This window comes from Streptomyces sp. NPDC047130 (assembly GCF_040643475.1).
Taxonomy (GTDB): domain Bacteria; phylum Actinomycetota; class Actinomycetes; order Streptomycetales; family Streptomycetaceae; genus Streptomyces.
The window spans coordinates 45,678-63,750 of record NZ_JBEYUK010000024.1 but is presented as its reverse complement, the minus strand read 5'-3'; the positions used below and the strand labels follow the sequence as shown (position 1 = coordinate 63,750).

Here is an 18,073-nt window from a genome sequence, read left to right as displayed (position 1 = left end):
GGGTCAGGCCAGGAGGAGGGGCATGTCCCAGGGGGTGGTGGTGCGGTGGTGGGCGTAGGCGTCGAGGGCCAGGGCGGTGCCGGTGGCACCTTCGAGGAAGGCGGGGACGTCGGTGCCCTGGGGGGCGGCTGTGAGGGGGGAACGGAAGCCGAAGCGGTGGGCGGGGTCGAAGTGGCCGAGAGTGCGGGCTGCCATGTCGTCGACGAGGTCGGTGAGGCGGGGGTCGCCGATGGGCTCGTTCAGGACGGCGAAGAGGTGCATCAGGCCGGCCCACCCGTGGCACACCGTCGGGTTGTCCACGCGCCAGGTGTCCGGGTCGGTGGTCAGGAACGGGAGCAGCGAGCGGTGGGCCAGGTCCAGCCACTCGGGCCGGTCGAGGGCGAGGCCGGCGAGCTGGACCGCGCGGGAGACGCCGGGGGCTCCGTAGCACCACGACGGGCGGCTGAGGGGCGGCCTGCCCGACGGTCCCGCCGCCCAGAGGTCGAGGGTGAGGTGGGTGGGCCAGAGCGGTCCGTCCCCGGAGTCGAACGCCCACTCCTCCAGGAGGGCGACCAGGCGCTCGACGGCCTCGCGCTGGCCGTCGACGGTCACGCCCTGCTGCCAGGCCAGGGAGAGCAGGGCGAGGGGGCCCGCCACGCCGTGCGACAGGCCGAGGTTCAGGTGCCCGTCCGGCATCTCGACCTCCTGCCCCAGCTTGGGCGCCGCCCAGGTCCACCAGCGGGGCACGCGATGCTCCCGGTGGGTGATGTCGCCGTGTGCCATGCGGGACAGGTAGGTGAGGACGAGCCGCAGTTCCGGCTCGCACTGCTCCCGGCGGGCCAGCAGGTAGCGGCCGATGCCGCTCATGCCGCGGACCACTTCGAACGCGCCGTTGGTGGGGAGGGGGGTGTCACGTACGTCGGGCAGCGAGTTGCGGACGAGGCGGCGCTGGTGGTCGTCGAGGCGGTCGAGGGCCGAGCGGTAGCCGCCGGTGGCGCGGTGGGCGAGCAGGACGGCGACGGCGACGGCGCCGGGCCCTGTGTAGATGCCCTGGGGCGGGTGGGCCGAGGCGGCGGTGGCCCGCATGGCGCGCAGGAGGTAGGCGTGTCCGCGGGCCAGGTCCTCGGGGCCGGGGGCGACGCGGCCGGTGAAGGCCAGGGACACTCCCGGATAGCCGCTGGCCAGGGCCAGGTCCTGCCAGAGGGGCTCGCGCAGGACGATGTGCCCGGCGTCGCCCGGGATGCGGGTGTCGGCGGGGACGGAGTCCGGGTCGGCGAGCCGGTCGAAGACCTGCGCGGCGACCTCCCGGGCGCGTTCGGCGTGGCGCGGGGTGGCCGGGGTCGGAACGGCGGGGGTCGGGGTGGCCGGGGCCGGGGTCGGGGCGGTCATGGGCTCGGTGTTGCTCATCGGGACTCCTCCTCGGCCGGGTCCTGGGCCGGGTCCTGCGCCTGGGCGTCGGCCTGGGCGTGGGCGAGACGGCCCTGGTGGGCGCGGGCCACGCCCCGCAGGACGGCGTAGCCGGTGTCCTCGCCGGCGCGGTCGATGCCGAGCAGGCGGTTGTGCTGCATGTGCAGCAGCGAGAGGACGGCTTCGGCGTGCTGCTCGCTGCCCGGTGCCCGGCCCCGGTCGGACAGCAGCAGCGCGCCGTAGGCCCGGGTCTCCGGCGTGGTGGTCCAGGCGGCGGTGAGGGCCTCGCCCAGTGCGGGCGCCGCGCTCCGGGCGGTGCGGCCGGGCACGATCAGGGCGGTGGCCCGTTCCTCGTACTTCCGGAAGGCGGCGTGGGCGGGCCCCTTGGGCAGGACCTCGCCGATCCAGGCCGTCCAGTCCCAGTCGCCCAGGGACTCCAGCAGCAGCGCGTGGTTGACGGCCGCCAGGACGGGGGCGGGCAGGGTCAGGGCGCCCCGCGTCCGCATCCGGAGCTGGGCCAGCGCGGACCGGCTGTCCAGGCAGAACATCCGCTCCGCGTGGGGGAGGGCGTCGGGTCCGCCGTAGCGGTCGGTCTCCGGGCGGTAGGTGTCGAGCACCATGCCGCGGATCAGTCCCGCCTCCTCCCAGGCGCGGCTCAGCTCGGCGAGCCGGGGCAGGACCAGGGCGCGCAGTTCCTCGGCGTCACCGTGCAGGCGGAGCCGGACGTGGGGTTCGGGGTCGCGGTAGCGGAGGAAGTGCCAGTGGCGCAGGTGGGTTCCCGTCTCGCGGACGAGGGCGGGGACGGCCGCCTGCAGCAGTTCGTCCTGGGTGTCCTCGTCCGCGGAGAACTTGGCGTAGAGCCAGTCCTCCCCCGGGAGGTGCCGGGCGCTGTGATCCGTGGGCCGCGGGGCGGGCGTGCGGGTGCCCGGCCGCGGGCGGCTCCCGTCCTCGTGCCGTTCCGCGGGGGCGGACCGGGTGAGGGGGACGACGACTTCGGCGCTGTGCCCGGCGGACCAGCCGAGGCGGCGTCCGCCGTCGGTGAGGTCCTCCAGGACGGCCAGGGAACCGCCGCCGCGGGCCTCCTGCCGGAACACCTCCCGGTGCCAGGGGTCGGTGAGGTCCACCCGGTACATGCGGTCCCACCTGGCGAGGTTCACCTCGTCGGGCACGCGGTAGCGTTCCCGCCATGCCGTGACGGCCTCGTCCCAGCCGGAGGGATGCTCCATCGCCTCCCGCAGGTGCCGGTCGGGTATCCAGCGGCGCGGGGAGAGCGTGACCCGTCCGTAGGTGACGCGGGGAAGGTAGGGCAGTCCCTCCAGCCCGCACCAGTTCCAGCCCCTCCAGGTCCGGGCCCTGCCGTGGGCGAGTTCCACCAGGAGCCGGGCGACCGGCGGGGCCTCCCGGTCCAGGGCCAGCATGTGCGGCACGACGGGCAGGACGTCACGTCCGTCGTCCGGCAGCACCAGCCGCAGCCCGAAGGGGCCCGGGGTGACGAGGAGGTCGCGCCAGTCCAGCGTGCCCGGCTCCGACCGGTCGGCGTACACGCCGACCGGGATCCGGTGCGGCAGCAGGCGCGGCACCTGGGCCATGTTGAGCCCGCGCACGGTGTGCGGCCGGTACACCACCTGGGCCGGTACCGTCCGTTCGTCGCCGAGGCCGGCGAGGAGCGACGTCAGTTCGCCCTCCATGCCGAGCAGTCCGGCGAAACGTCCGGCGGTCGCCCCGGCGGTCCAGGAGCCGAGGTACGGCGGGGACAGCAGCCGGAACTCTCCCCGGTCGACGGCCTGTTCGCTCTCGGCCAGCAGGTGGAAGCAGAGTTCCAGCGACCTCGGCGGGGGGTCGGGGGTCTCGCCCGTGCGGCCGGCGGTGGCCAGCAGGTCGATGACGCGCGGGTCGAGGCGCACCTCGTCCTCGCCGCTCGCCAGGGCCTCCTGCACCAGGTCGTAGGTGAGGGCGCGGCGTTCCTTGGGCAGCGGGTCGGCCTCCTGGCCCGGCGCGGGCCCGTCGCCGGTGTGCTCGGCGCTCCGGCCGTACCCGGGCGGGAGGCCGATGCCTCGGTGCGGGTCGACGAGGCGGCCCAGGGGGACGACGCCGGTGGTGCCGTACGCCTCCAGGAACCGGTTCCGGTACGTGCGCATGTGGGCGTGCGTCTGCCAGGTGCCGGAGATCTCCCACATGGCGGAGGCGTAGCGGGCGGCCTCGTCGGTGACCGCGCGCGGGAGGTGGACGTCGGCCCGCATGCGCAGGTCGACGTGGACGGGCGGCCTGGTGGCGGTGCCCCGGGGGTCGGTCAGCCGCATCAGGTCGCGCCAGGCCGCGTGTCCCTGTCCGGGGCTCGTCGCGGCGTAGGCGTCGAGCGCCGCGCGGATGTTCTCGAGTTCGGTCCGCGCCTCGGGTACCGGGGAGAGCGCGGAGGCCAGGCGGTCGTAGAGCGCCTCGTCGAGGTCCTGGGGGGTGATGGAGGTCAACAGGACGCGCGCGCGGACGAGTTGGGAGAGGACGGTGTCGACCTGCGCGGAGGTGAGGCGGGGGAAGCCGGTGCGGGCCTGCTCCAGGAGTTCGGCGTAGCGGACGGGGCGTTCGGTGCGGGCGCGCACCCAGGCGACCAGGGGTGTGGCGCGGACGGAGGTCTCCTTGCCCTTGCCGGTGACGACGAGCCGGTCGCCGCGCTCGCGGCAGAGGTCGTTGAGCACGACGTCGACTCCGTGCCGGATCTCGGGCCGTTCGAGCCAGGCGGTGACACGGTCGGTCAGCCAGGCGGCGTCGAGGCGCACCGTCCTGCTGCCGGGGCCCATGACGTTCACCTTGGTGGCGGCCGCGACGCGGGCGGGTGCGACGCCGGCGAAGAGTCCGAAGGGGGTCGGCCTGGTCCCGGCCCGCAGTGCGTAGCGGGAGAGGGCGAGTGCCGTGCGGCGCAGGCGTTTCGCGCCGAGGTCGGCGCCCGCGTCGAGCTTGTCGAGGGAGGCGGCGAGACTGCCGCTGGCCACGTTCAGCGCCTCGCGCAGGAGCGGGTCGGCGGCGGCCTCGCGAATCTGCTGGGCCGACGCGCCGAGGGGGCTGCGGTCGGCGCCGCCGCCCGGACCGGTGCGTGGCAGGGCTGTGACGCGTACGAACAGAGAGTCCTGGGCCGTGTAGTGGTCGTCCCGCACGTCTTGCGGCTCCCCCTTCGATCCGGGTTTCCTCACGCCGCGTGGGGCGGGGCGATCGCCCCGCCCCACGCGGTTGTCACCGAACGGTCACCAGCAGCAGAGCTGACAGGGCGATCCGTAGGTGCTCGGCGAGGTGGCGCCGCCCCGGGCGAACTCGGGGCCCTCGCTCGTGGTCTCGGAGATCTGGATGTCCAGATCCAGGTCGGTCAGCTCGGTGGTGTCTTCCAGCAGAAGGTTGGTGCTCATCAGACTCCTCCCGTCAGTGATGCGCCGGTGCCCGTCGGACACCGGCGAAACGTTGTGGCCCCTGTCGGAACCAGACGGGAGCATATGCAGGCGTGGAGTCGAACATCATCAGCGTGACGGCAAGTTGACTGAAAGGTATGTCCCCCGGACGCCCCCTGACAGGCGTTTCTGCGGTGCCGCTCGCCCAGTGATCAACGGGTCTCCGGGCTCGGTGGGGCGGCTCGGCGGCCGTCGGCGTCAGGGGCGCGATCCGGTCACGGGCGAAGCGCCGCGGTCGCGGGGGACGCGCCCGGACGGACCCGTTCCGGCTGTCCTGCCGCCGGAGACCGTGCCGGCGGTCCGGGGCCTGGCCCGGCCCCGCGGTGGTGGGTCGCCGGAACCATTGCCCGAGGCGGGGCGTTGGAAGGGTGTGCCTGCATGAGCGGGTGCACCCCTGACGAATACCGAGGTGACAGCGATGGCAGTGTGGGACCGGCTCAAGGACCAGGCCAAGGCTCTGCAGCAGGGTCAGGCGGGGCGTGGTCCGACCGGCGGACACGGAGGGCACGGCGGTGGGACGAGTTCCGGCGGGGGCGGCAAGGCGCAACTGATCGGTCTGTTCAAGACGCAGCTCGGTTCGCTGAAGACCGAGCTGAAGAGCGGCGCCTACCGGGACGCGAGCATGGCCGTGTGCGCCCTGGTCGCGGCGGCCGACGGGCATGTGGACCCGGCCGAGCGCCAGCAGGTCGAGTCGATGATCCTGAGCAACGACGTGCTGCAGAACTTCCCGCCGGAGCAGCTGCGCCAGCGCTTCGGCAAGCACGTGGACCAGTTGACGATGAACTTCCAGCACGGCAAGGCGGAGGCGCTGCAGGAGATCGCCAAGACCGCGAAGAAGCCCACGGAGGCCCGTGCGGTCATCCAGACCGGCATGGTCGTCGCCGGTGCGGACGGCCACTTCTCCCAGGCCGAGGCGCAGGTCCTGCGCGAGGCCTGCGCGGCGCTGGGGCTGTCCCCGGCCGAGTTCCAGCTCTGATCCCAGGGCGGCCTGCCGGCCGGGGCGCCGGACCCGGTGCCGGATCACCGAGGTGCGCCACCGGTCGCGCAGCTCGACGGGTGTGCCCCCGTCGGCCCCCGTCACCGGGGGAGGGCCTCCGCGAAGAGGCGGGTCAGGGCGGTCGGGGCGGTGATGGCGGTGCCGACGACCACGCTCGCCGCGCCGGCGGCCAGCGCCTCGGCGGCCTGGGCCGGGGTGGCGATGCGGCCCTCGGCCACCACCGGTACGTCGATCGCCGCGGCGAGGTCCGCGACGAGCGCGAGGTCGGGGGCCGTCTGCCGTGGGGAGCCCGGCGCGTAGCCGGACAGGGTCGTGGAGACGAGGTCGGCGCCCTGCGCGGCCGCGTCCCGTCCCTCCGCGAGGGTGGAGACGTCGGCCATGACCCGGGCTCCGGCCGCGTGCACCGCGGCGACGAGTTGGGCGAAGGTGCTGCCGTCGGGACGCGGCCGGGCGGTCGCGTCGGCCGCGACCACGGCTGCTCCCGCGTCCACGAGGGCGAGCGCGTGGCGCACGCTCGGCGTGATGTAGACGCCCGTGTCGCCGTCCTTCCACAGCCCGATCACCGGCAGGCCGACCGCCGCGGCCGTGGCGGCGACGACCTCGGGCTCGTTGACGCGCACGGCCGCCGCGCCGCCCGCCTCGGCCGCCATGGCCATCCGCACGAGGGTGCCGGTGTGACGCATCGGGTCGCCGGGCGGCGCCTGGCAGGACACGATCAGCCGTCCTGCCAGGGCGTCGAGCGGGTGCTGTTCCGGGTACGGGGGTGTCGGGGTCATCGGGGGGCTCCGGTGGTGTGGGGGTGGTGCAGTGGCAGGGTGCGGGTCAGCGCGGCGGCGCCCAGGACCGCGGCGTCGGCGCCGCCGCGCGGCGGCGTGGGGCGCAGCGCGCGGAGCGGGGCCATGAGTTCGGTGGCGAAGGCGTCGCGCAGGGCGTCCTGGTACAGGGCGCCGATGCTCGGCACGCCGCCGGCGACGACGACCCGGTGCGGGCCCAGTGCGTTGGCGAGACCGCCCAGGACACGGCCGGTCGCGCGGGCGCCGAGGGTGATGGCGGCGACGGCGTGCGGGTCGCCGAGGGCGGCTCGTGCCGCGACGGCCTGCAGGCGGTCGGCGGGTTCTCCGCCCAGCCGTGCGTAGTGGGCGGTGATGGCGGGCCCGGCGGCGATCGCTTCCAGGTGACCGGTGGCGCCGCAGGTGCACGGCAGCCCGTCCGCCTCGGGGCTGGGCAGGTGCCCGAGGTGGCCGGCGACTCCGCCGACGCCCCGCAGCATCCGTCCGCCGGCCGCGAAGGCGCCGCCCACCCCGGTGCCGACGGCCGCGTAGATCAGGGTGCCGTCCTCGCCCAGGTCGGCCAGTTCGGTGAGCGCCGCCGCCCGGACGTCGTTGTCGCAGGCCACCGGCAGACCGGTGCGGTCGGCCAGGCCCGCGGCGAGCGCGGTGCCGGCCCAGCCGCGAATCGTGTCGGTGGCGCTGGTGACCGTCCCGGTCACGGGATCGATCACCCCGGCGGCGGCGACGCCCACCGCGCCGGCATGCGGCGCCCGGACTGCGTGTGCCGCCTCGGCCAGGGCGTCCAGCACCGCCTGGGACCCGCCGGCCGCGGGAGTGGGCCGGGTGTGCCGGGCCAGTACGGCGCCGTCGGCGCCGACCAGGGCGGCGGCGATCTTCGTGCCGCCCAGGTCGAGGCCGATGACCGGCGCCCGGGTGTCGTGCCCGGTCATCGGGCCGGCAGGAGCGCGGCGTCGCGCAGGTGCCGTACGACGTGGGCGACGCAGACCTCGTCCAACTGGATCTGTGAGCCCGCGGTGGTGCCGTGCGTGAACACCCCGAGCAGCCGCAGCGCGTGCTTGAAGGCTCCGATGGCCGACGAGTTGCGGCCCATCTCGCTCTCGGGGCCCGCGTCCACCAGGCCGAACAGCTGGATCAGCCGCTCCTGCTCGTGGACCGCGCGGTCCAGGTCGCCGCGGCGCACGGCGTCGTAGAGGCGGACGTAGCCGGCCGGGTCCACGTTGCCCAGGCCGGGCACCACCCCGTCGGCGCCGGCCAGCAGCGCGGCGTCGACGGTCAGTTCGGATCCGGTGAGGATGCTGAAGGAGGGGGCGGGTCCGTCGGCCCGGCCGTCGCGTCCGCCGAGTGCGACGATCAGGCGGCGCAGTCCTCCCTCGTCGCCGCTGCTGTCCTTGAGACCGGCCAGGGTGCCGTCCTCGGCGAGCTCGCGCACCAGGGCGGTGGAGAGCTTGCTGTGCACGGAGACCGGCAGGTCGTAGGCGTAGAGCGGCAGTCCGGCCCGTTCACGGACGGTGCGGAAGTGGAGCGCGATCTCGCGGGGGTGGGTGCGGGCGTAGAAGGGTGCGGTCGTCACCAAGGCGTCGGCGCCCGCCTCGCGGGCTGCCTCGGCGTGGACCAGCACCCGGGGGGTGGTCATGTCGATGACGCCGGCGAGCACCGGGACCCGTCCCGCGGCGGCCTCGACGACGGTCCTCAGGGCCACCGCCCGCTGCCGGTCGGTGAGGAACGCGACCTCGCTGCTGGATCCCAGGGCGAAGAGCCCGTGCACGCCCCCCGCGACGAGGTGCTCGACGAGGCGCGCGAGCGACGCGGTGTCGACCTCGCCCGACCCGTCCAGGGGGGTGCAGACGGGCGGCACGACGCCGCGCAGTGGCTGGGACGTGGACATGCTGTCTCCTGGTGCTGTGCGGAGGGTGCTTCGTGAGGGCGTGTCGGCCGGCCGCCGCGGCGGGGAGCTCCCGGCGGCCGACCGGGCCTGCCTACGACGCGGTGACGGTGAGGGTCGCGTCGCCGTAGGAGTGCTGGGTGCCGCGCACCTGGTAGGCCGCGGTGACCGCCACGCCGCCGGCGGCGGTGCCCGCCGGGACGGTGACGGGGATCTTGACGTTGGCGCCCTGGCCCGGCCTCAGCGCGGGCATGGTGACGGAGGGGGCGCTCCAGCCCGGGGGCAGTTTGAGCGAGACCGTTCCGGCGGGGAGGTCGACGTCGTTCTGGCTGACGACGCGGACGGTGACCTCGGTGGTGCGGCCGGCGGGCAGGGCGGCGGGCGGCGTGACGGTGACCGGAGCGCAGACCCCGCCGAGCCATCGGAGGTCGAAGGAGGAGTAGGTGATGTGCTGGTGGTTGGCGCGCTCCCACAGCAGGCCGACCCGGGCGTTGCCCATGCCGTCGCCGAGCGGGGTGAGCGTCGAGTAGGCCGCGGAGCCGGCCTCGACCACCTTGCGCACCGGCCAGTTCTGCCCGTTGTCGCAGGACAGGCGGACGGTGAGGTTGCTGCGGCCGCTGGTGGTGGCCGTGTTGCTGAACAGCAGCCAGGAGGCCCTGGGGTGGGAGGGCGCCGCGTCCGGGGCGAACCGGACGACGGAGCCGTTGTTGGCGGGGTCGGGCAGTTCGGTGTCGCGTTGGAGGGGCGTGTAGGTGACGCCGCCGTCCGAGGAGTGGGCGACCGTGCGGTAGGGCGCGGAGCGGTTGTTGAGCATGACGCGCCCGTCGGACAGCTCGACCGTCTTGTTCTCGTCGCCGCCCGGGCCGACGGGGGTTCCCATTTTCCAGGTGGTGCCGTGGTCGTCGCTGTAGGCGCTGACCGCGTAGTTGGCGCCGTTGTGGCGGATGGCGTACTGCTGGATCAGCCGGCCCTTGTGGGGGCCCTGCCGCAGTTGGATGCCCTCGCCGGAGGCGGCGAACATGCCCGCCCAGGCCGGGTTCTTGATCTCGGCGGTGATCCGTTCGTGCTTCCAGGTCAGGCCGTCGTCGTCGGAGTAGCTGTAGTCGGCCTGCAGGACGTTCGGGTCGCTCTCGTCGTTGCCGGTCGCCGAGCCGAAGAAGCCCTGGTTCACGGAGGCGGCGTAGAAGACGAAGATCCGGCCCGTCACCCGGTCGACGAGGAGGCTCGGGTCGCCGTACCCCTTGGGCGCGGCGTCCTTGCGCACGACCTGCTGCGCCTGCCAGGTGACGCCGCCGTCGGTGCTGCGCCGCATGACCACGCCGAGGTTGCCGGGGAGGTCGCCGAGGGTGGGCCGGGCGTCGTAGGCGGCGATCAGGGTGCCCTTGGTGGTCCTGGTCAGGGCAGGGATGCGGTAGTAGGGGGAGCCGGTGCCCGCGGTGGCGATGTCCAGCGAGGTGAGGGTGCCGGCGGTGGCCGCGGCGGTGGTGACCTGCGCGGGGGCGCCGTGGGCGCCGGTGGTGACGCCCAGCAGGGTCAGACAGGCGGTGCCGACGACCAGGGAGACTCTTCGCTGCATGAACGTGCCTCTTTTCGGGAGTGCGGTCGGGCGGTCGGGACGTGCGCCGAGCGGTGGGTTCCGTGGGGGTCAGGACGCGGAGAACGCCTCCTCGACCCAGGCGAGCTGGGCGCGCCGGTGGTGGCCGCCGCCGCCCTCGTGGCCGTTGAACTCGTAGACCCTCAGGTCCTTCGGGCCGCCGTAGCGGTGGTAGGCCGCGAAGCAGGTGGAGGGCGGGCAGACGGCGTCCATCATGGCGATGGAGAAGAACGCGGGTGCGGTGGCGCGGGAGGCGAGCACCGCCGCGTCGACGTAGGACAGTGAGGCGAGGACGGTGCCGACGCGGTCGCGGTGCAGGCGCAGGTACTCCGCGATCTCGGTGTAGGGGGGCTCCCCGGCGATCAGGGCCCCGCGGCGGATGTCGCACAGGAAGGGGACGTCCGGCATGACGCCGGCCAGGCCGGGGACGAGCGCGGCGACCGCGAGCGAGATGCCGCCGCCCTGGCTGTGCCCGGTGACCACGATGCGGTCCGGGTCCACGGCCGGGTGCTCGCGGGCCGCCTCGACGAACCGCACGGCGTCCGTGAACAGCCGCCGGTAGTAGAGGTCGTGGGGATCCCCGACGCCGCGGGTGAGGAAGCCGGGGACCTCGCCGTTGAGGGTGGCCGTGTCGGGGGTGTCGCCCCCGGCCGTGGACCAGCCCTGGCCTCGGGTGTCCATGACGAGGTGCGCGTAGCCGGCGTTGGCCCACAGCACCTGCTCGTGCGCGAGGCCCCGTCCCCTGCCGTAGCCGAGGAACTCCACGACGCAGCCGAGCGGGCCGTCGGCGCCCGTGGGCAGGTGCAGCCATCCGCGGACGGTCTCGCCCGCGAAGCCGGGGACGGCGACGTCGAAGGTGGTGACCTGGACGAGGCCGGTGTCCACGGGTGTCCAGCGGGGGGTTCCGCCGGCCGCCCGGGCCTCCCGCAGGGTCAGGTCCCAGAACGCGTCGAGGTCGGCGGGTTCGTCGAGATCGGGCCGCAGCGCGAGGCACTCGGCGAGGGTGAGGTCCGTCAGTGGCATCAGGGGGCCGCCCCAGTCGGTGCAGTCGAGTACGCGAGAACAGACGTCTGATGTCTGCTGTCCGTGGACCCTAGAGTTCCGTGAGGCGGTCGTCAAGGGCGGGCCGTGAGGCGGTCGCTCAGGGCGGGCGCCGTGACCGTCGCGGGCGAGGGCCGACAGCGTCCTCGCCCGCGGTCGGCGACGGGGCCGGCCGTGTCCCGGGCCGGCCCCGTCGCCCGTGACGCCCGGTCAGCGGCGGGCGCGGGCCTCGGCGATGCGCTGCCGGACCGGTGCGTAGTGGTCGGTCAGCGCGGCCGCGAACCGCACCGGGTCCCGGTCCCGGACGGCATCCACGATGCGCTTATGGTGGGCGATGGTGGCCACTTCGTGCTCATGGGTGAAGACGTCCAGATGTGGCGCGACGATGACGTACACGTCCCAGAACGCCGTGGACAGCTGCCCGATGAGGTCGTTGCCGAGGGGGGCGAGGAGCAGTGTGTGGAAAGCCCGGTCGGCCACGACGAAGCCCTGGCCCGCCCCGGCTCCGGCTCGGCGCATCTCGTCGACGTGGCCTTCCAGCCGGTCGATCTGCTCGTCGCTGAGCGACTCCACCAGCCGCTCCGCCATGCCGCGTTCGAACAGCTCGCGGACCTCGACGAGATCGGACAGCACCTGGAAGTCGTCGTCGGGGCTGAGCAGACCGCGGAAGGTCAGGCTTTCGACCAGCGCCGAGAGGCTCAGCCTGCCCACGTACGTGCCATGGCCGTGGCGCACCTCGACGATGTCCAGCGCGGTCAGGATCCTGATGGCCTCCCGCACGCTGGACCGGCTGGCGCCCAGCGCCTCGCACAGGGCCGGCTCGGTCGGGAGCGGATCCCCGGGGCGCAGCTGGTTGCGCAGGATGTAGGCCTTGATGCCGTCCACGACTTCCTGTCGCAACGGCTGACGCGCCGGTCTCGGCTCCGGATCCACACGTCGGACAGCTCCTTGTCCCACCGCCACCTCTTGACCCCTCTCCACTGTCGGGCTACGTTCCCACGCTATCAAGCATCGGACATCAGACGTCTGATGCGTTGACCCGGGCGCCGTCCCGCATCCCCCGCCTTCTCCCTGTTCGCCCTCATGTCTCCCGCCTGGAGGAACCCTTGTCCCCGCGCAGCACCGCCGGCGTCGACCGCCGCGCCTTCCTCAGACTCACCGGCGCCATCGGCGCGGCGACCGCGATCACGGCGGGGCTGTCCGCCTGCGGGGGCCCGGGCAGCACCGCCGAGGGCTCCTCGGCCTCCGGCAAGGGGGCCGACACCCTGGAGGCGGGCCTGTCCTACCCGCTCTCCACCGGATTCGACCCGATGATCACCTCGGGCGCGACCCCGTACGCCGCGAACATGCACATCTTCGAGGGCCTGGTGGACCTCGACCCGGCCACGCTGGTGGCCCGGCCCGCGCTGGCCACCGCGATGCCCAAGAGGATCAACGCGACCACCTACCGCGCCACCCTGCGCGAGGGCGCGACCTTCCACGACGGCTCCCCCGTCACCGCCGAGGACGTGGTCTTCAGCTTCGAGCGGGTCCTGGACCCGAAGAACGCCTCGCTGATGGCCCAGTTCGTGCCGTTCATCGACCAGGTGGTGGCGGTCGACGCGTCCACGGTCGAGTTCAAGCTGAAGCACCCCTTCGCGCTGTTCCCCTCGCGCATATCCGTGGTCCGCATCGTCCCCGAGAAGATCGCCGGGGCCGACGCCAAGGCCTTCGACGCGCATCCGGTCGGTTCGGGTCCCTTCCGCTTCGTGTCGGCGGTCCGCGAGGACAAGATCGTCATGGAGGCGTACGACCGGTACAACGGCCCCCACCCCGCCAAGGTCAGGAAGATGACCTGGCACCTGATGTCGGACCCGTCCGCCCGGGTCAGCGCGCTCCGGTCGGGCCGGGTGCAGGCGATCGAGGACGTGCCCTACATCGACCTGAAGGGCTTCACCGGCGACGACGAGGTCGAGTCGGTCCAGTCCTTCGGGCTGCTCTTCCTGATGTTCAACTGCAAGGACGAGCGCTTCGCCGACAAGCGGGTGCGCCAGGCCCTGCACTACGCGCTGGACACCGAGAAGGTCATCTCCACCGCTCTGCTGGGCCACGCGGAGTCCGCGACCGGCTACGTGCCGGACACGCACCCGGACTACCACGAGGCGGCCACCGTCTACGGCCACGACGTGAAGAAGGCACGGCGGTTGCTGGACGAGGCGGGCGTGGCGAAGCTCTCCTTCACGCTGCTGGTCACGGACACCGGCTGGGTCAAGGACATCGCCCCCCTGATCAAGGAGAGCTGGGCCGCGGCCGGGATCGAGGTGAAGCTCGACATCGCCCAGTCCCCCGCCCAGTACTCCAAGGTCGACAAGGGCGACTTCGAGGTGCTGGCGGCGCCGGGCGACCCGTCCGTCTTCGGCAACGACGCCGACCTGCTGCTGCGCTGGTTTTACTACGGCTTCTGGCCGGAGAACCGTTACGGCTGGACCGGCTCGGACGCCTACAGGAAGGTCAGGTCGCTGCTCGACGAGGCCGCCCGGGAGGCCGACGAGGCCCGGCGCAGGGAGCTGTGGGGCGAGGTCACCGACCTGGTCGCCGAGGAGGCGGCCCTGTACCCGGTCCTGCACCGCAAGCTGCCGACCGCCTGGCGCAAGGGCGCCCTGACCGGCTTCCGGCCGCTGCCCACCACCGGTCTGTCCTTCGTCGACGTCGGTCGCGCCTGACCTCGTCCGCCCGGACGCCGGGCCGCCGTCCCCCGGACCGCGGCCCGGCCGTCGCCCCGATCTCTAGGAACCTCACGATGGTTGCTTTTCTCCGGCTCGCGCTGCGCCGCGTCGCGATGATGCCGGTGATGGTCCTCGGCATCGCCCTGCTGGTCTTCGTGGTCCTCCAGTTCTCGCCGGCCGACCCCGCGTACAACGCGCTCGGCGACTCCGCGAGCCCCGAGGCCCGTGCCGCGTTCGCCGCGGCGCACGGCCTCGACGACCCGCTGCCGGTGCGGTACTTCGCCTTCCTGGGCGATCTGGTGCGCGGGGACCTCGGTGTCACCGTGCCGCCCAGCCAGCCGGTCGCCGACCGGATCGCCACCGCGTTCCCGCTCACGCTGCAGCTGACACTGCTGGGTCTCGCGCTGGCCGTCGTGCTGGCCCTGGTCCTCGGCGTCGTCAGCGCCGTGTACCGGGACCGTTGGCCCGACCAGGTCTTCCGGGTGCTGTCGATGGTCGGCATCGCCCTGCCCTCGTTCTGGCTGGGTGTGCTGCTCATCCAGCAGTTCGCGCTGAACACGCCGGTCTTCCCGACCGGGGGCTACGTCAACCCGGCCGACTCCTTCGGCGGCTGGCTGCGGAGCATGACGCTGCCCGCCGTCGCGCTCGCCCTGCCGGTCGCCGCCTCGCTGGCCCGCCTGGTGCGCACCGCGATGGTCTCGGAACTCGACCGGGACTACGTGCGAACGGCCCGCGGCAGCGGGCTGCCGCCGTTCCTGATCATCCGGTCGGTGCTGCGCAACTCCCTGATCACGCCGTTGACGGTGCTCGGGGTCAAGGTCGGCTACATGCTCAGCGGCGCCGTGGTCATCGAAGCGATCTTCGACCTGCCCGGCATGGGCAAGCTGATCCTCGAGGGCGTCACCGGAGGCGACGTCGCACTCGTCCAGGGCACCGTGCTCACCATCGCGATCGCCTTCCTCGTGGTCAACGTCGTCGTCGACCTGCTCTACCTGCTCGTCAACCCGCGTATCAGGACGGTGTGATGTTCGCCCCCCGATCCCTCGCCGAACGGCTGTCACCCGGCACCCGCCTGCGCCGGCTGCCGGCGCCCTCTCGGATCGCCCTGGTGATCCTCGTCGTGGTCGCGCTGGGCGCGGTGTTCGCCCCCCTGCTCACGCAGGACCCGCTCGCCACCGGTGTCCCCGCGCAACCGCCGGGCGCCGACCACTGGTTCGGCACCGACCGGGCCGGCCGTGACGTCTTCGCCCGTGTGGTGCACGGCGCGCGCTACTCCCTGGTGATCGGCCTGGGCGCGACCCTGCTGGCCCTGGTGGTCGGCTCGTGCCTGGGCGCCCTGGCCGCCACCTCGCGCCGGTTCGCCGACGAGGCGGTGATGCGTTCGCTGGACGTCGTCATGTCGTTCCCGCCCATCGCGCTGGCCGCCGTCCTGGTCGCCGTGTTCGGGCCCAGTGTCCCGGTCATCATCTTCACCATCGCGTTCGTCTACTCGCCCTCACTGGCCCGCGTGGTGCGGGCGAACGTGCTGGAGCAGTACGGCGAGGACTACGTCGCCGCCGAGCAGGTGATCGGCGCCCGCCGCGGCCACATCGTGGCCCGGCACGTCGCCGTGAACTGCGCGGCGCCGGTGCTGGTGTTCGCGACCGTGATGGTCGCCGACTCGATCATCTTCGAGGCCAGCCTGTCGTTCATCGGCGCCGGCGTGCAGGATCCCGATCCGAGCTGGGGCAGCGTGCTGGCCTACGGCCGGCAGATCCTGCTGTCCGGCGGCTGGTGGGCCACCCTCTTCCCGGGTCTGTGCCTGCTGGTCACCGTGCTCGCCCTGAACGTCCTTTCCGAGGGCATGACCGACGCCGCCGCCTCCCCGGACAGGGCCCGCGCGGGCGGGACCGGTCCCGACAAGGAGGTCACCGCCGCGCCCGCCGCCGAGGGCGCCGAGGTCGGCGCGGCGCTCACCGAGCTCGCGGTCCGGCTGGAGGCCACCGAGCCGGCCGTCCCGCCGCTGCCCGACGACGCCCCCGAGCTCCTGGTCGTCCGCGACCTCTCGATCCGCTTCCCGGACCGCTACGGCGACACCCGGGTCGTCGACGGCATCTCCTTCTCCGTCCGCGAGGGCGAGACCCTCGGTCTGGTGGGCGAGTCCGGCTGCGGGAAGTCCGTCACCAGTCTGGCGATCATGGGCCTGCTGGCCCGCAACGCGGAGGCCGAGGGCGAGATCCTCTACCGGGGCCGGGACCTGCTGCGGCTGTCGGCCAAGGAGCGCCGCGCGCTGATGGGCCCTGAGATCGCCATGGTCTACCAGGACGCCATGTCCTCGCTCAACCCGTCGGTCCTGATCGGCACCCAGCTCAGGCGGCTCACCTCGCGGGGCGGCACCAGAACGCCCGCCGAGCTGCTGGAGCTGGTCGGCCTGTCCCCCGGGCGCACTCTGCGCAGCTACCCCCACGAGCTCTCCGGCGGCCAGCGCCAGCGCGTGCTCATCGCCATGGCCCTCTCCCGCAGCCCCCGGCTGCTCATCGCCGACGAGCCGACCACCGCGCTGGACGTGACCGTACAGGCGCAGGTCGTCGAGCTGTTGACCGAGCTGCGCGACGAGCTCGGTTTCGCGATGGTCCTGGTCTCGCACGACCTCGCCCTGGTCGGCGACCTGGCCCACCGGGTGGCGGTGATGTACGCGGGGCAGGTCGCCGAGGCCGGCGACACCCGCGCCCTGCTGACCGACCCCGCCCACCACTACAGCCGCGGCCTGCTCGGTTCCGTCGTCTCCCTGGAGGCCGGCACGGAGCGGCTGCACCAGATCCGGGGCGTCGTGCCCGCGCCCCGCGCGTTCGGCGACGGCTGCCGGTTCGCCTCCCGCTGCGCCGCGGCCACCGAGCTGTGCACGACCACCCCGCCGACCGTCGCCGACCGCGGCGACGCCGGGGACCACCGGTTCGCCTGCCACCACCCGGCGCCCGCGCGGCGACCCGCGAAGCCGCTGGAGAGCGCCCGATGACCGCCCCGGAGGACACCGCCATGGCCCCCCTCGTCCGTCTCGACCGCGTCCACGTCCGGCACAGGTCGCGCAGCGGCGGGCTCTTCCGCCGGGACGCCGTGCACGCCCTGACCGACGCCTCCCTGGAGGTGCGGCGCGGCGAAATCCTCGGCCTGGTCGGCGAGTCGGGCTGCGGCAAGTCCACGCTGGCCCGCGTGGTGACCGGCCTGCAGCGCCCGACCGAGGGCCAGGTGCACTTCCGCGGCGAGGACCTGTGGGGCATGAACGCCGCCGACCGCCGCGAGCGGTTCGGCCGGGCCGTCGGCGTCGTCTTCCAGGACCCGTCCACCGCGCTGAACCCGCGGTTGTCCGTCCGGCAGATCCTGCGCGACCCGCTCGACGTGCACCGCAGGGGCACCCGTGCCGAGCGGGAGAGCCGCGTCGAGGAACTCCTCGATCTGGTCGGCCTGCCCGGCCACACCCTCCAGGCATTGCCCGGCCAGCTCTCCGGCGGCCAGCGCCAGCGGGTGGCCATCGCCCGTGCCCTGGCCCTGGAGCCGGAGCTGATCGTCGCCGACGAGCCCACCAGCGCCCTGGACGTCTCGGTGCGCGCCCAGGTGCTCAATCTGCTGGTGGACCTGCGGGCCCGCCTGGGCCTCGGCATGGTGTTCATCTCGCACGACGTGCAGACCGTGCGGTACCTGGCGGACCGCATCGCGGTGCTGTACCTGGGGCGGGTCGTCGAGGAGGGCGGAGCCGCCGAGGTCACCGGCGCCCCGCGCCACCCGTACACCGAGGCCCTGCTGTCCGCCACGCCGAGCCTGCTGGAGCGCCCCGAGCGCATCGTGCTGCACGGCCCGGTGCCGTCGGCCACCAACCCGCCCTCCGGCTGCCCGTTCCGCACCCGCTGCTGGAAGGCGGACGACGCCTGCGCCACGGTCTTCCCGGCGGCCACGGAGGGGGAGGGCGGCCACCGCTGGCACTGCGTCCACCCCCAGCCGGGCACCGGCCCGGCCGGTCCGTCGGCGTCGCCCGCCGCCGCCCCGGCGGTCGTGAAGGGCTGACGTCGCCACACCGCACCGCCGTGCACCGGCCGGGCGCCCGGTTCCACGCGCCGCCCGGCCGGGCACCCGCCCCCGGCGGAGGCCGCCTTGTGCCGGAGCGACCGGACGGGGACCTCGGCGGCGGGACCGGTGAAGTGCTCCTGTGCTCTGTGCTCAAACAGGTGATACGGAGCGGAACGCGGGGCGGATCGGTCCCGTGGTCTCT

General features: G+C 73.9%; 14 protein-coding genes. 5 read left to right on the top strand and 9 right to left on the bottom strand.

Annotated features, from left to right (window positions below; translation table 11 throughout):
• Positions 1-3 precede the first annotated feature (3 nt).
• The 3 genes from ABZ836_RS24345 to ABZ836_RS24335 all read right to left on the bottom strand — a co-directional run bounded on the left by ABZ836_RS24345 (position 4) and on the right by ABZ836_RS24335 (position 4,781).
• Positions 4-1,386, bottom strand: a complete 1,383-nt coding sequence (locus ABZ836_RS24345; protein ID WP_356133505.1) for a lanthionine synthetase C family protein — start codon at positions 1,384-1,386, stop codon at positions 4-6.
• Positions 1,383-4,535: a lantibiotic dehydratase gene (locus ABZ836_RS24340; RefSeq protein WP_361145383.1), complete on the bottom strand. Its 3,153-nt coding sequence runs from the start codon at positions 4,533-4,535 to the stop codon at positions 1,383-1,385. Before ABZ836_RS24340 ends, ABZ836_RS24345 begins: the two co-directional genes overlap by 4 nt.
• An 87-nt stretch (positions 4,536-4,622) precedes the next feature.
• On the bottom strand, positions 4,623-4,781 hold the full coding sequence (locus ABZ836_RS24335; RefSeq protein WP_356133501.1) for a class II lantibiotic LanA: 159 nt from the start codon (positions 4,779-4,781) through the stop codon (positions 4,623-4,625).
• Positions 4,782-5,238: 457 nt separating this feature from the next.
• Here ABZ836_RS24335 and ABZ836_RS24330 point away from each other — a divergent pair, with 457 nt between their 5' ends.
• Positions 5,239-5,796 (top strand): TerB family tellurite resistance protein, encoded by a 558-nt coding sequence (locus ABZ836_RS24330; RefSeq protein ID WP_361145380.1) that lies wholly within the window; start codon positions 5,239-5,241, stop codon positions 5,794-5,796.
• A 101-nt stretch (positions 5,797-5,897) separates the two neighbouring features.
• On the opposite strand, the gene ABZ836_RS24325 is transcribed toward ABZ836_RS24330, so the two are convergent.
• The 6 genes from ABZ836_RS24325 to ABZ836_RS24300 all read right to left on the bottom strand — a co-directional run bounded on the left by ABZ836_RS24325 (position 5,898) and on the right by ABZ836_RS24300 (position 12,058).
• Positions 5,898-6,593, bottom strand: coding sequence for a putative N-acetylmannosamine-6-phosphate 2-epimerase (locus ABZ836_RS24325; protein ID WP_356133497.1), 696 nt, complete (start codon positions 6,591-6,593; stop codon positions 5,898-5,900).
• Positions 6,590-7,537 carry an ROK family protein gene (locus ABZ836_RS24320; RefSeq protein WP_361145377.1) on the bottom strand — a complete coding sequence of 316 codons (948 nt, stop codon included), beginning with the start codon at positions 7,535-7,537 and terminating at the stop codon, positions 6,590-6,592. Before ABZ836_RS24320 ends, ABZ836_RS24325 begins: the two co-directional genes overlap by 4 nt.
• On the bottom strand, positions 7,534-8,493 hold the full coding sequence (locus ABZ836_RS24315; protein ID WP_361145374.1) for a dihydrodipicolinate synthase family protein: 960 nt from the start codon (positions 8,491-8,493) through the stop codon (positions 7,534-7,536). Before ABZ836_RS24315 ends, ABZ836_RS24320 begins: the two co-directional genes overlap by 4 nt.
• Positions 8,494-8,584: 91 nt before the next feature.
• Complete coding sequence (locus tag ABZ836_RS24310; RefSeq protein ID WP_361145371.1) at positions 8,585-10,066, bottom strand: exo-alpha-sialidase; 1,482 nt, start codon at positions 10,064-10,066, stop codon at positions 8,585-8,587.
• Positions 10,067-10,135: 69 nt separating this feature from the next.
• Positions 10,136-11,107 (bottom strand): alpha/beta fold hydrolase, encoded by a 972-nt coding sequence (locus ABZ836_RS24305; RefSeq protein WP_356133489.1) that lies wholly within the window; start codon positions 11,105-11,107, stop codon positions 10,136-10,138.
• Positions 11,108-11,335: 228 nt separating this feature from the next.
• Positions 11,336-12,058: a FadR/GntR family transcriptional regulator gene (locus tag ABZ836_RS24300; protein WP_361145368.1), complete on the bottom strand. Its 723-nt coding sequence runs from the start codon at positions 12,056-12,058 to the stop codon at positions 11,336-11,338.
• Positions 12,059-12,231: 173 nt separating this feature from the next.
• Here ABZ836_RS24300 and ABZ836_RS24295 point away from each other — a divergent pair, with 173 nt between their 5' ends.
• The 4 genes from ABZ836_RS24295 (at position 12,232) to ABZ836_RS24280 (ending at position 17,868) form a co-directional block, all read left to right on the top strand.
• Positions 12,232-13,827 (top strand): ABC transporter substrate-binding protein, encoded by a 1,596-nt coding sequence (locus ABZ836_RS24295; protein WP_356133485.1) that lies wholly within the window; start codon positions 12,232-12,234, stop codon positions 13,825-13,827.
• A gap of 77 nt (positions 13,828-13,904) precedes the next feature.
• Positions 13,905-14,855 carry an ABC transporter permease gene (locus tag ABZ836_RS24290; protein ID WP_356133484.1) on the top strand — a complete coding sequence of 317 codons (951 nt, stop codon included), beginning with the start codon at positions 13,905-13,907 and terminating at the stop codon, positions 14,853-14,855.
• Entirely contained in the window at positions 14,855-16,825 is a 1,971-nt protein-coding gene (locus ABZ836_RS24285; RefSeq protein WP_361145364.1) for a dipeptide/oligopeptide/nickel ABC transporter permease/ATP-binding protein, read from the top strand. The genes ABZ836_RS24290 and ABZ836_RS24285 overlap by 1 nt, the downstream gene beginning before the upstream one ends.
• The gene (locus ABZ836_RS24280; protein ID WP_356133480.1) at positions 16,822-17,868 is read left to right on the top strand and encodes an ABC transporter ATP-binding protein; all 1,047 of its coding nucleotides are present in this window, start codon (positions 16,822-16,824) and stop codon (positions 17,866-17,868) included. The genes ABZ836_RS24285 and ABZ836_RS24280 overlap by 4 nt, the downstream gene beginning before the upstream one ends.
• Positions 17,869-18,073 lie beyond the last annotated feature (205 nt).